This window comes from Dyadobacter sp. CY351 (assembly GCF_021502625.1).
In the GTDB taxonomy this organism is placed as follows: domain Bacteria; phylum Bacteroidota; class Bacteroidia; order Cytophagales; family Spirosomataceae; genus Dyadobacter; species Dyadobacter chenhuakuii.
Genome location: NZ_JAKFFU010000006.1, coordinates 49,833 through 64,020, shown reverse-complemented (window position 1 = coordinate 64,020; position 14,188 = coordinate 49,833). Strand labels below are relative to the sequence as shown.

Sequence of the window (14,188 nt, the reverse complement as noted above, 5' to 3'; positions counted from 1 at the left end):
TTTAAACTATACTCTTCGTTGATATCGATAACTTGAAGAGGAATGGCAGTATATAAACCTGACTATCATCTTTTTCCTGCTCTATTTTAAGTAAATCTGTATAGGTAGTTAAGTGTAGGTGATACTTTTGAGCCTTTATATCTTTCTTATACTTATTCCATACGGGTTCATTTTGATATGGCAACCATCCATATGTTAGTTTCTCAGCACACCAGCGCCTATGCTCCACTTCACCGAGTGTTGATATCTCGGCTTCACTCCAATACTCGCCAAAATTTGCTATTGCATGGTAATCTTTCTTGATCAAGCGAAATTTCACCTGAGCATGGTCGGCAGCGTGTATGTTCGATTCTTTCTCCTCCTCCTTCAGATCCTTCCATATCTGCTCGGCGCAATATTTAATGGTTTGTTCGTTGAGCGTTATTAAAGAATTTAAAACTTTAATATTATGCTTTTTGTAACTGATGGCTGATGTGTCAGGACTTACTTTTAGCAACCGGGCAAACTCTGGGAATGCTGGGTCAGTACAAGTAAATTGATTTATAATACCCATAAGTGCTTCTCGTCTAAATAGTGTTACATAGGACAAGGAGATTCGCTTCGCAAAGATCAGTAGCTCTTCATTCACTATTGCCGTTTCCGAGCAGTGATCCAGCAGATTTCCAAAGCAGAAGATTGGTATCGATGGAGCCAGGCTACGCAACCGCGCTTCTACAAACTCCTCCTCGTTTTTGTCTGGAAGATTATAATGGCAGAAGCACTGCACATCGAGACTTCCATTGTTCTCAAATTTGATCCAGCTTATTCTTGGAAGAAGTGCCGCCAATGTCTCGATGGCTTGCAGGCTAGCCGACAGGCATGAATAAATCGTACAAGCTTGGTCGGGACGTAGATGGTGGTAAATATCAAATTCAGGAGAATGCAGCAAGCTCTGGGAACAAGGGAGATCCTTAAATTCGAGTAACGGTACAGTTGACGGGCGACCTTCATAGAACACGTATTCTTGGATTGATTCAAAACCAGCTAGTGAGTTAAGTGCTGATGGATTGAACAATTCGGGATGTGCAAGCTTGAAGTTTTTTGCCGCTTCATTCTCATCTTTACTCAGATAGATAGTAATCGAAAGAATCTTGTTTTTTGTGTAGTGACCCAGCCGAATAAGGTTCAATACAAGCTCCTGCGCAATAACTGAGAACCCGAGGATAATAACTTTTGCGACTTCAATTTCACCATTTGATTTTTTATTAAATCGATCTAAGGGAAACTTGTTCAAATGCTTGCGGGAGATATTTTCGTTAATACTGAATGTATGTAAATTTTTTTTTCGTTGAGATAGTTCATGAAGCAGTTCCCTAGTGCTCTTTTGTGACAGGTGTACATGCCAATCCGGTGAAGAAGTGCCACGGTTTTGATCTAGCTCATCCAGCTCCTGAATGATTCTAAAATTTTCTTCATCGGACTTACCAATCACAAAGACTTTGCTTGCGTTCTGAAAGTGAGTTTTTCGTAAAGTTAGTTTTGATGTCAAATTGCCTTTTAAATGCCAAACTCGGTGGAATGAAAGGATCTCTGTGAGTTTTAGTTCGTTCCCTTCATCTAGATATAGCACACGTTTTCCCTTTTTTATGAGGTCTACTACTAAATTAAGCGCCATCATGCCGTCTCCTATCACTACTGTATAGCGTTGTTGTCCAGGCATGATACGGTATCTCCAAAATGAGATGCGACTAAGTCCTTCTCTGCCAAGTGCAAGTGATAGAGCGAGAACAAAGGAATACCCAGTCACAAATAATCCTAAGACCCTGCCAACCTCGAGTTGAGGATTTGGAGAAACATTACTGTGAAATACAGAATCTAATGTCATTAAGCGAGCGGCCATAATGACAGCGTCCAAAAGCGGTACTTCTTTAATAGAAAGAAGAAAGCCCCAGGTTCCTATTACTAGAACAGAGATGGCTAACATGAGCGGATATACAAAAGATAAGAGTATAGTTCGATAATTCGGGAACCGGTTATATGCCGACCAAGCTGCTACATAAAACATTAATAATATTGATGTCTGGGCGACATCACCGGCACTGAAGCCGCTTTTGGGATCAAAAAAGAATATTGGTAGAACTACAATGAGGCTGATCCAAAGCCATGAGCTATTGCTTCTGGCAAAAGAAAATAACTTTTCGCTTAGACTTTTTCTTTGATTAAATATACTTTGGTGAGTAATCCATTCAAATTTATCTGGTGTAGATAGGCTAAAAATCCCTGAACCAGTGCGAAGGCCGATCGGATGCTTGTTCTTTAATCGAGGAGTTAGCAAATGGTGCAATTCACTTTTTTTTCTGAATGTTTTGTCAGATGTATAAACCCTATGCCATATACGAGAAACATCTGCGGTCCCACCTATAAGGCCACCAGGAATACCATCCCATAATAAGAGTAATATGTCAGCATGTTCGACAATGACTTTTCCCAATAACTCAAATTGCTTGTTGCAACCCGCAACCGAAAGTTCATAGTTTTCGTGTTCATAAAGCCTAATTCTTTTATGTTCGAATCCTGGATCCAAATAGCGTTCAAAGTCAGTTGCAGAATCTTCGCAGGATACCGTTTTGGTTTGCTTATCATTTAACGCCTCAATAACTATTAAACAATCATCGAGATCTGCATCCATATAATTAACGATAAGTTGATCTGCTCCCGGGGCAAGCCCTGTTATGAAAGCAATCTTCCTATTAGCTCTTAAACTATCTATTCTTTCTTTTAACAATTCAGTGATATGTACCAAGTCATCTTGAGGAAGGTCACGATGCCCGCAGAGCCCAATGATTAAATAATTGTTACTTCTTAGCCTACGCAAAAAATCTTCGTCTACATAATTCTTTAATTTGATGTTTGAACGAGGCATTGTGATGAGGATTTAATGTTGAGGGAGAAAAATTTGAGCATAGCAGATGTCTGCCAGAAATTATGTTCAAAATAGTCAGCAAAACGCAAAAAGAATACCTTTTGACCGTATAGTGTTCAATTTTATCTACTAGATATGCATTATTAGGATGTAAAAGCTATAACCTTTGAAACACTACTTCTCACAGCAGCGCGCTTTGACTATCTTGCGACTTCAAATTGACTGTCAATTCTTAAAAATACACATAAATGACTGAAAATAAGCTATTTGAAATTTTTAGTGATAAATTTACCCCAGTACTTGAATCTGAGGAATATAAATGGTATCTATATACAAAAAAAGAGTCAATGGCTGAGTTTCAGAAAACTGTTGTCAACGACGATTCCTTGGTCGGTTACACCATTTTAGCGGAGGATGGTTATGGCAGTTATTTAGTTTGGCGCGAAGGAAACGATACGAGCATGTTAAGTGCTTATCACGTGACTTCAAAAACGTATGATTTGCTTGAGTGGAATCTAGCGGACCTCCTGGAAATCTTGGCATTGATTCGGGAGAATTAGCTTTATCGAACTGCCATTCCCTTTTAAGTGTTTCTTAAGAATTTGATAATCGTAGGTATGGCTAGACTTGGGATTTGCACCACTGCAAGAAGTGTCGCTGGACTGTCATATGAAGGTCAATCATTATATGGTGCGGCATTGGAACTATATGATGAGGTTTTACTGATAGACCCTCGCGAGGTTACTTATAAACTCATTCGCGACAAGGAACAACCTGAGATAATTTTCAAGGGGGTAAGTATCGCGGATATGAATTCTTTACTAATTCGAAGTACAAAAGGCATCGAAATCGCTACTGCTGTTTTGGCGAGAGTTTGTGTATTACTTGGCTGTGACGTTGTCGATCCAGTTGAAAGATTTTCAATCGGAAAAGCTTCCAAAGTTATCACAACCATATCGCGGTTTAATAGTAACGTTGGAACCAGCTCGTACTTCTGTTTCAGTAGTGAATCTGCTATAGCGTTATTTCAGGATCTAGACTTACAAGGGCAATTTCCACTACTGACAAAACCCGTGTCTGGAAGTCAAGGAGAGGGAGTTTTACGTTTGAATAATTTGGACGGGGCTTTAAATTATGTGCGCATATTTTTTCAATCGGATGGGTTTTCAAAAGATCCTTTACTAGTACAAAGTTTTGTTGAATTCGAAAAGGAATTCAGACTGTTAATTTTCGATGGCGAGGTTCTAGGAATTGCAGAAAAATTTAAAAAACGAGGCAGCTACGTTGCAAATGCTCATCAGGGGGGAGAGTTTGTTCGCAGTGATCGTCCTGACCTTGCTAGCGCTGCGGTCGAACTGGTGAGCGAAAAGGGCTTGCTAGGAGTGGATGTTGGTCTGGATGCTTCCGGCAACCTTCATATTATCGAGTCTAATAGGGCTCCACAATGGCATGCTTTTGAGAAGGCCCTGGAGATAAATGTAGCGAAAGAAATTTTAACTCGTTTAGTTGGGAAAATGAGATTTTCAAACAGTCAATAGATATCAGTAGCTACGATGTCTATTGTATACTGTTGTTAACAAAAACATAACTTTCAAAAGTCTTGCTTATGCTCGTGTTGCGATATCTTTGAAAAAACTTAATCATACCGTTATGAACATGATATCTAAACAAGAATTTGCTCAAAATTTTAACTCTAGCATTCCTGGAATGCAATCCAACGCAAGAGTTTTTACAGGAATGGCTTACGCTGATGAGGAGATTGAAGATGATGAGGATTTAGATGACGAAGATGATGAGATTGAAGGTGACGAGGAAGAGGATGAAATTGAAGAAGATGAGGGTAAGGATATAAAATAGTGTAGTCTAATCTGGCATAGAATTAAGCGAGGGATTGGATCCAGGAGAGTAATCATTTATTGGCCAACCAGTTCAAACCATAATCAAGTCGTCATCCATGATTCACGTCGCAAGCTGATTTTGCTCAAACTAAAAAGCACTTAAGGGATCGATTTAAAGCAATATAACCGGCCATGGCCGGTTATATTGTCATGAAAATGTCAGTAGTCAATAAACACATACTCTTCCACCTCAGTATACCCTTCCAAAAACAAATCCCGAGCAAAAGCCTCATTATCAAAATACCGTTCAAGTAGCGAAGGCGCATCGGCCAACATTCCAGTTTTATCAACATACTGGTAAGTATACTCTATTTTCGCATCTCTCATCGATCCTCCAAAGTAGCCGAGGTAGCTCTCCTGAAAACTCTCGACTTATTCGTCTAGTGCTTCTCTATTTCCCGGCAAGCTACTGATCTGTTCGCAGAAAATCTTGAAAGCTTCTGCTGGATCATCATCCATCTCGCCCGAAAAAAGCTAGTCGCCTTTTTTATGCTTGTGCGGTTTTAAGGAAGGCGTATTGCCTGGAGATTCCTTATTGTCCCGTTGCCGCTTGTCTGGCTCGTCGGTCGACTTGGCAACTTTTTTAGGTCCTGTTTTTATTCCCATTTCGATGATTGCGTTGTGTTACAAATAGATAAAATAAAAAAGCTATGCCATCAGTTGCACTCTTGCTTGGATTACCTAAGGTTTGCGATCAGCCACACTAAATGACTATCTACTTTACAGATCCTTGATTTGCTCGGTTAACTTGATCATTATCTCTATCAGCAAGGTCTTATCTCGTTCCTCAATCGAATAGCTTTTCACCCTGAGGCTACCATGGGAAATGTCGGTGCGGTGTGGCGTTGATAAATATGGGGCCACCGAATGAAAAATTGCCGATAATGAGCGCGCTGATATAATGTTAGACATATCTGCAGCTTTGAAAAACAGAGAGAGTTGATCAACAGTAAGATTGCATAAGATCTTGTCAGAAGTCTTTCTTTCATATTTCTTTCCGGATTTTTGTGGCTGCTCGCTGGGCTCTGTTAAATCAATGCTGCTTCTTTTTGACTGGAAAGCAATCTCCTGGATAAACCAGGCATTGATTGTCAAGCTCAAATCATCAAATTCATTACTAAAAATCAAATCACTCATGACGGGTATTTGGTTGAATGTTTTCTGCAAAAAGGCAAGGTCTTGTACCACCAAGTTGGGATCGGTAGAATTCTTGATTTGCTCAGAAAGCTTTGAAGTTAAATATTTCACAAAAAGCGGAGAATTGAAATTGCGCTCTATCATGATCAGCTCCAAACGGTCAAATGGTTCGGTCACTTCCAAGGAGCCATCAGCGTAAGTGACTCCCCGACTTACACTGTCCCAAAAATCAAGCTTGCGCATCGTGATTTCACCACCTCGACGATCAAAGAAGACATCGCTGAATGCTTTAGTCACGAGCTCCGACAATTTGGGATTGCATTTCATAACGTCGCATTTTTCCTGTTTGCGTAAGTCGTGTGGACCTGGATCAATGCTGACCATACTCAGAGACATATCGCGATCAACAAGATTCCGGTAACGGTGGACGATAAACGCCGTAACGTCCTGAAGGCATAGAAACACACTTTCCAGTGCCAGACGAAAGTTATTGGCTCTGGTCGGAATTTGATTTAAGTTTTTGCTGGCGACTGTCATCAAGCTCACTGCCGCAGAAAGATAATGGTTAACTGAATTTCTGATCTGCCGGGTTTTCTGATCTTGAAAGACGAACTGTTTGAACAATAGGATAAGCCGCTTCTCTTCCTTGGCGGCTTTCTCAACAATTGCCATGGTTTCACAATCGTCGAAACTTTCCGGTTCTGTTCTTTGCGGATCTAGCTCGTTAACCATCTGGTCTAGCCAGTCCAAGGCATACTCGTGTCCCATACCATATAAGTAAAGTGCACATCACATAGTAGTGAATGTCTGGGACAAAACTCAATGATTTAGGAAACTAAGTAAATACGAGAAAACAACTATTTGAATGCTTAAGGCCTACGCAAAAAGACGCAAATCATCTACGCGAAAACACGTATTTCGTGCTGTGATGAGCAAATTAGCCACTTTCCCAAATGTCCAACCGATTGAGCAGCTCAACCCGATTTGACACGCCAAGTTTCTCAAAAATATTTTGGACATGCTTGCTAACAGTCCGCTCAGAAATGAAAAGTTCATCCGCAATGACCTTGTAAGTCTTACCAACTTTTATCAATCGGACAATTTCTTTTTCCCTTGTGGTAAGGCCAACTGTATTCAAATTTATCTCGAAGCGCTGTGAAGGAGAAATTTCGCTCGATTGCAGATGTTTGACCATCTGATCTATCAAATCCAGCTTCGACAAGGAAACTTGGCCGTCTCCTCCCGCCAGCTTGCTCAATCGATCATATTCGTCCCGACTTTCCTGGATAGATCTTCTCATGAACAGTATCGTTATTACTATGAAGCCGATATTTGTCAATAACGCTTCCGGAACCTGATGTATCCTGAAAAATGCAAAAAATGGAAGCGATGCCCAAGGGATGACGGCCATATAGACTGCCGTCACCTCGAAGAACCTGCGATCCTGAATATCCTTCCTATATTTTGCCTGGATCGACTGTTGAATCGTATACAAAAGTACAAGCGCATACCCGGCTGGGATCACCATGCCATAATTAATTGCCTTGTCTATATCCCCGTCAAAAATGAATTTCCCAGGGAATATGACAGCAAATGGCAACAGGATAAATAGCGGAACGCCGTATAAAGCATGCCATCGCAGCCGCGTTAAATCAAAGGCTTTGTAAAAGTAATACGGGAAATAAGCTCCCATCAAAAACCCCATCCCATAGGCTATTGCATATTGAACGACCATGGGAGGGCTGCTTAGATTGGGATCTGGAAAAAAGCCGCTGGCAGTATTCTTCAAGATCAAGAATAGCAACAATCCGACATAGTAGAGCCTACGCCTGTCCTGTGGGTGAGAAAGGTAAAAGAACACCTGATACACAAACATAATTAGTTCGAGTATGATGAACACAAGTGTTACAACATGCATGTCTGTACTCCCAATTCTCATCGTTGTTAATCATTTTTGATGAGAAAAAGGGTATATCCGAAGTCAAGTTGATTATAAACATTTAAGCCAAACTTCTTGTACCAGGGTATGTTTTTGACAGTCGATGTCTCCAAATAAATGGGCCTTTTAAGACGCTCGGATTCGGCAACAATTTCTTCCATCAGCTTTTTTCCAACACCACTATTTTGGCTGTCCGGTTTTACGCCGATAAACCACAAATAAAGCCCTTCTAGCAGTGGCCCTCTATTAGCCAAAAGGAAACGGAATAAGTGCCACAGGCTGGCGGCTCAACTTTTCACATCCTGTACAATAGAAAAACCCGCCATTATGCCGTAAGCTTTTGGCGGCTTCGCACAATCCTCAGAGGATAGGGCCACTTATTTAGCTGCCCTTTTGCCGAGTTTGTTTGTTAGACGATTATCTTTATAGATTACCTAACACCTCTTTTAACTTCTCAATTTATCCCCAATTTTCTTGTCGACAATCTTCGCTGAGCTGCGTGATATGCCCCATTCATTTTTAAAATACTATACGCGCTCCCGATAAGCACCACCGCCTCTTATCATACTATGAATATAGCGTCTAACTCATGATACTACTTCTTGAAGGCCAGAACTCTAGAAGCGGTTAGCCGCTAAATAATAGTATTGTTACTCCGATTCGATCGCAACAGCTACACTAATGCGTTACTCTTGCCCATTTTTCTCCGATTTCCGGACTTTGACAGCCTTGCAAAGAGGCCGCCCTTTTAAGTAGATACCTTCCTCCAATATCTTATATTTGCCAATTCGTGACAAGTCAATTTTAGAATAATGGAAAGTCAGTTTGGAGAGAAAATTCGAGCACTCAGGAAGCAGCAAAACTTGTATCTGCGGCAAGTAGCTCCGTTACTCGAAATGGATACAGCGCAAATGAGTAAAATTGAAAAAGGGTTGCGACAAATAAAACGGGAACAAATACCGGCTATTGCAAATATTCTGAAGGCTAATGAAGATGAATTATTGACTCTATGGCTGGCCGACCAAATCTATGCTTTGGTGAAGGATGAACAGGTTGCAAAGAAGGCCATTCAAGTTACAGAAGAAAAAATCAATCTTAAAAGTTTTAAAAAGTAATGGGTGATAAAAATATATTCCAGCTGCATAACGAAATCTTGAATGATTACAAATTATATATTGATAGCTTCATCAATATTGCAGATGAACGAATCTTGACCACAGTTAAAAAAGATTTTGATTCAGGAAGTTTATATCCAGAACCATTGATTCAATTTAATCCCTCATTTGAGTCTGGTGGAAACGTTGATGACCTTATTAAAACAGGCATTATATCAAACGAGTTTGCTAATATATTTTACGATACTGAAAATACTTCATGGGAAATTTATAAGCATCAGACAGAAGCAATTGCTAAGGGTAATGAAGGCAGAGGTTTTGTCGTAACCTCAGGTACCGGCTCTGGAAAAAGCTTGACTTATATTACGACTATCTTCAATTACCTTTTTAGAAACGCCACCAAGCCTGGCATCAAAGCCATTATTGTATATCCACTAAATGCTCTTATTAATTCTCAGGAATCGGCTATATCGGGCTTTGAAGAAAATTACCGAAAGCGAACTGGAAATAGCCTGCCTTTCACTTATGCGAAATATACAGGTCAAGAAAAGCAGGACGACCGTAATAAAGTGATTGCCGGCCCTCCCGACATTCTTCTTACCAACTACATGATGCTTGAATTATTAATGGTAAGAAATGCAGATGAGAGCTTAAGGAATTCCTTCTTAAACAATATTGAATTTCTGGTGTACGATGAATTGCACGTATATAAGGGCAGACAGGGTGCTGATGTGTCTCTTTTAAATCGTAGAATCAAAGCCGCGGCAAAGAATAAAAATATCGTATGTATTGGCACGTCAGCTACAATGGCAACAGGTTCAGTTGATGAACAAAAACGTGAAGTGGCAAAAGTTGCCTCCCGCTTTTTTGACGGCAGTTTTAAACCTACCGACGTAATTGTTGAATCGTTGACGTATTCAACAAAAGAAATCATACCAACAAAATCGCAGCTTATCAATGCTTTTCGTGCTCCAATCCACGACCGATCAAAGAATGCTATTCTAGAAAATCCAATAGCGATATGGCTTGAAAGAACAATTGCCATAAAAGACGAGAGTGTTCATAAAAGACGAAATGAACCAAAAACTTTGAAATCAATTTCTGAGGCCTTGTCTGAAATAACTGAAATTGATGTATCTGATTGTAAGCGTAAAATTATTGAGATATTGGTTTGGGCTGAATCTCTGAACATTCAAAGTGCAAAGGAGAAGAAAAAAGATACTGTATTGCCATTCAAATTGCATCAATTCATTTCTCAAACCGGTTATGTTTATGTAACACTTGAAGATCCTGATGAACGATATGTTACACTTGAACCTAATCCTTTTGTAAAACTGGGTGAAAATGAACCGGAAACTCCGGTCTTCCAAACCGTCTTTAGTAGGGTTAGTGGTGACGAATTTATTTGTGTAAGAAAGGAGCTTGGAGGGTCGAAATTGGTCTTTAGAGATTTCAACGAGAATCAGAATCCAAAAAACGATGATGACCTGAAAATTAATAACGGCATCAAAATAAAGAAGGTAAAAAGCCGTACCGCCAATGACTATAAAGATGGTTACATCTTATTAAATAAGGGCTACAATGTCGACGTAAATGAGTTTTTGGATGTACTCCCAGCTTCCTGGAAAAACAAAGCCGGAGATAAGATAGATCCCTCTAAAGAATTTCTGTTACCCAAAGAAATTTATGTAACCAGAGATGGCTCTTTCTCTGAAACACCGAATGGAGGTGAAAAGGCTTGGTTTATGCCAGCTCCACTGGTTTATGATCCTACCTGCGGTTTAGTTTATTTAGAACCCAAGCTAAGCGAAAAATCTAAGTTGATTTCCTTAGGCAACGAAGGTCGTTCTACTTCAACTACACTCATAACGCTTCAAACCTTATTGGCACTTTACCGCCAGGGGAAGGTTTTGAAAGAGCAAAAGCTCATGAGTTTTACAGATAACAGACAAGATGCTTCCCTGCAGGCAGGACATTTCAACGATTTTATACAAGTTGTGCATTTGCGTTCGGCTATTGAGAAAGTGTTGAGTAGTAGCGTCATACCCTTAAAGATATCTGATTTAATATTCCAAGTTCAGGACGCGCTGAACCTGCCTGAAAAAGATTACGCAACTAACCCCGCCCCTAACCCTATCCGACCAAGTGAGGATAATCTTGAAGCCCTGAGAAATTACATTGCTTATCGTATCATTCAAGACTTGGAGAGAGGTTGGCGATATATTTTGCCAAATCTGGAACAAACAGCGCTCTTAGAAATAACATACAAGAATATTGAGCATGATGTGGCAGATGAAACACTTTGGAGCAATATTGATTTATTGAGAAATTATTCATTAAAAGAGAGAAAGGAGTTTATACTGCAAGTGTTAAACTACTTCAGAAATATGTATGCAGTAGATTACGACATGTTGCGTTATGAGAACAGGTTGCGTGTCGAAAGTGAGCTGAATCAGCAACTGAATAAAGAGAAACTTTGGTCGCTAGACAAAGGTGAAAAGTTGGTTGCCCCCAATTTTCTTTCTGTGCAAGGGGCTGATAAGGCAACAAGAGAAACTTTTATTAAAAGTATAGGCCCCTCCAGCAGGTTGGCACGTTACATCAAACACGAGTTTAGAAAGAATAACCTAAGTCCTCCAATAGGAAACAATTACAATGTTTTCATGACCAACCTTTTAGATGCCTTGGCAGAGGCGCATTATCTGAAGAAAATAAACATTAAAGCAGAGAATGGTGATAAAGATGCCTATCAATTGATTCTTTCAAAAGTGCTTTGGAAGAAAGGAGATTTAACCAACGTCAATGCTGATAAGACCTCATTAATCGCACTTGATAGCGAAGTGAACCTTAAACCACATCTTTATTTTCAGAAACTTTATCAGGAAGATTTCTCAAAACTTCCGAAATCTTATATAGCAGCAGAGCATACCGGGCAGATTAATAACGAAGATAAAATTAACAGAGAAGAAAAATTTAATGAAGCGGTTGAGTTAAGCGCCCTTTACTGTTCGCCTACCATGGAGCTTGGTATTGATATTTCTTCCCTCAACGTTGTTCATATGCGCAATGTGCCACCAAGCCCAGCCAACTACGCTCAGCGTAGTGGCCGGGCAGGCCGTAGCGGGCAATCCGCTTTGGTTTTCACCTATGCTTCTAAGGTGTCACCACATGACAAGCATTATTTCAATTATCCGGTAAAGATGGTTGCAGGTGTCGTGCAGGCTCCAAGAATTGATCTATCCAATGAGGAATTAATCCGATCTCATATCAATGCTACCGTGCTTTCATTCCTGAATGCAGAAGAGTTTAAACCTTCTCTGGTTGATCTGATTGATATTGCAGGTGGTTCGTATAAACTCAAGAAGGAGATTAAGGCAAAGTATCAGGATGTTATTAATTCCAACTTCGATTCAATCAAAAAGGTAGTGTTATCGGTTGTTTCAAGTATTGATTTTAAAGGTATCAAGTGGTTTAATGAAACATGGTTAGAGACGCAAATCAGAACCGTACCAGATAAGCTGGAAAATGCCTTACTGCGCTGGCGGAAGATGTACTTAGATGCCTTGCGTCAAATGAACGAGGCTCATGAGACGCATTTAAGCCCGGTGATAAAAGATGCAGAGCTAAAAAAACTGGCTAGTATTTCTTATATGAGGGCTAAAGACAGAAAGAGTCTGCTTGAGAACCAATCTGATAAAAACAAAAATTCAACTTTATCTGAGTTTTACACTTTTCGTTATTTGGCTTCTGAGGGCTTTCTGCCTGGATACAATTTTACCCGTTTACCAATTCGCGTTTTCTTAGGAGGAAAGGACAGAAACGAATCTATATCAAGACCACGCTTTATTGGTTTAAAAGAATTTGGCCCGAATAACCTCATTTATCACAATGGTGGTAAGTATAAGGTAAACCGTATAACGCCAAATGATGTTTCATTGAACTTGATGGAAATAAAGATATCAAAAGAAACTAATTATGCTTTTCTTGGCAAAGATGAAGGGCGAGGTAAAAATCAAGACCCTATTACCGGAACAGAATTCACAGCCAGCAATATTGAATTATATCAGAATCTACTGGAATTAGAAGAGGCTCAGTCTGAAAACTCTGAACGCATTTCGTGTATGGAAGAAGTACGAACCTCTGAGGGATATGTGACAGAGATCTATTTAAATTCAGCAGACAGTTTGCTTGACGCCACAAAAATCAAACTCACAGTTGATGGCGATGAACTAATGAAATTGTTTTATGCGCCTGCAGCAAAGTTGATTTTATTAAACAAAAAATGGAAGCGTGGCCGTGATGATGGTTTTGATATTGGAACTAAGACAGGTTTTTTCAAAACAAAAAAACAGCTGGCGCGACCCAATCCCGAAGATCCAATTCAAAACATCATGTTATACACTTATGATACATCTGATGTATTGTATGTACAACCAATAAAATCATTGGGCTTAACAGATGAAGGAGTCGTGACAATGCAATACGCTTTGGAGAAGGCAATTGAACAATTATATAATATCGAACCTGTTGAAATTGACGCCCGATTAATGGGCAGTGATGAATATAAAAACATCATGATGTATGAATCTGCCGAAGGAAGTATAGGTGTATTGAAGGACATTGCGAGGAACCCCGCAAAACTTCGTGTAATATTTTTAAAGGCGTATGAAATATGCGGCTATGACTATTCTACAAAAGAGGACTTATTTCCGACACGGACCAAAGCAAGCTATGACGATTTATTGTCTTACTACAATCAAATGGATCATACCAAAATCGACCGTCACTCCATCATTAAAGCCTTAGAATTATTAATAATCTCCAATCCTGATGATACGGTTGGGGGTACTTATGAAGAAAAATTCGAAGAGCTAAAAAAAGGATTACATCACCGCAGCCCAGGAGAAAAAGTACTACTAGATTACCTGTTCGAAAATGGTTATAGATTACCAGACTTCACTAATCACAATATGGAACAGTTTTATGTGCAACCCGATTTTGTGTATGAAAAAGAAAAGGCCTTAGTATTCGTCGATGGGGGAATACATAAAAAGGCTATCAATAAAGCTGATGATGAAAGGAAACGAAAAACGATTGAGTTGGCCGGTTTTGATGTGTTGGTCTGGGATGATACGTCAGAACTCGTTTCATCATTTGTAACAAGGAGACAAGACATTTTTAGAAAAGTACGGTAGAT

10 protein-coding genes and 1 pseudogene are annotated in these 14,188 nt (G+C 39.7%); 5 read left to right on the top strand and 6 right to left on the bottom strand.

Annotated features, from left to right (window positions below; genetic code table 11):
* Position 1: 1 nt before the first annotated feature.
* On the bottom strand, positions 2-2,902 hold the full coding sequence (locus tag L0660_RS12765; protein ID WP_235159815.1) for a hypothetical protein: 2,901 nt from the start codon (positions 2,900-2,902) through the stop codon (positions 2-4).
* 248 nt (positions 2,903-3,150) lie between these two features.
* Between L0660_RS12765 and L0660_RS12760 the strand changes: the two genes are divergently transcribed.
* The 3 genes from L0660_RS12760 (at position 3,151) to L0660_RS12750 (ending at position 4,759) form a co-directional block, all read left to right on the top strand.
* A complete protein-coding gene (locus tag L0660_RS12760; protein ID WP_235159814.1) occupies positions 3,151-3,462 on the top strand; it encodes a hypothetical protein in 312 nt (103 codons plus the stop codon).
* A gap of 57 nt (positions 3,463-3,519) precedes the next feature.
* Positions 3,520-4,440, top strand: coding sequence for a RimK family alpha-L-glutamate ligase (locus L0660_RS12755; RefSeq protein ID WP_235159813.1), 921 nt, complete (start codon positions 3,520-3,522; stop codon positions 4,438-4,440).
* A 112-nt stretch (positions 4,441-4,552) separates the two neighbouring features.
* Positions 4,553-4,759, top strand: a complete 207-nt coding sequence (locus tag L0660_RS12750; protein ID WP_235159812.1) for a hypothetical protein — start codon at positions 4,553-4,555, stop codon at positions 4,757-4,759.
* A gap of 200 nt (positions 4,760-4,959) precedes the next feature.
* Here the strand turns inward: L0660_RS12750 and L0660_RS26355 are convergent.
* The 5 genes and pseudogenes from L0660_RS26355 to L0660_RS26350 all read right to left on the bottom strand — a co-directional run.
* Positions 4,960-5,157: pseudogene (locus L0660_RS26355) on the bottom strand (antirestriction protein ArdA); the annotation flags it as partial.
* A gap of 117 nt (positions 5,158-5,274) precedes the next feature.
* Positions 5,275-5,406, bottom strand: coding sequence for a hypothetical protein (locus L0660_RS26155; protein ID WP_255712325.1), 132 nt, complete (start codon positions 5,404-5,406; stop codon positions 5,275-5,277).
* A 114-nt stretch (positions 5,407-5,520) separates the two neighbouring features.
* Positions 5,521-6,705 (bottom strand): hypothetical protein, encoded by a 1,185-nt coding sequence (locus tag L0660_RS12745; protein ID WP_235159811.1) that lies wholly within the window; start codon positions 6,703-6,705, stop codon positions 5,521-5,523.
* A gap of 169 nt (positions 6,706-6,874) precedes the next feature.
* Positions 6,875-7,813, bottom strand: coding sequence for a LuxR family transcriptional regulator (locus L0660_RS26180; RefSeq protein WP_304488703.1), 939 nt, complete (start codon positions 7,811-7,813; stop codon positions 6,875-6,877).
* A gap of 68 nt (positions 7,814-7,881) precedes the next feature.
* Positions 7,882-8,094 carry a GNAT family N-acetyltransferase gene (locus L0660_RS26350; RefSeq protein WP_409013400.1) on the bottom strand — a complete coding sequence of 71 codons (213 nt, stop codon included), beginning with the start codon at positions 8,092-8,094 and terminating at the stop codon, positions 7,882-7,884.
* A 594-nt stretch (positions 8,095-8,688) separates the two neighbouring features.
* Here L0660_RS26350 and L0660_RS12735 point away from each other — a divergent pair.
* Positions 8,689-8,991: a helix-turn-helix domain-containing protein gene (locus L0660_RS12735; protein ID WP_235159810.1), complete on the top strand. Its 303-nt coding sequence runs from the start codon at positions 8,689-8,691 to the stop codon at positions 8,989-8,991.
* Entirely contained in the window at positions 8,991-14,186 is a 5,196-nt protein-coding gene (locus L0660_RS12730; RefSeq protein WP_235159809.1) for a DEAD/DEAH box helicase, read from the top strand. Before L0660_RS12735 ends, L0660_RS12730 begins: the two co-directional genes overlap by 1 nt.
* Positions 14,187-14,188 lie beyond the last annotated feature (2 nt).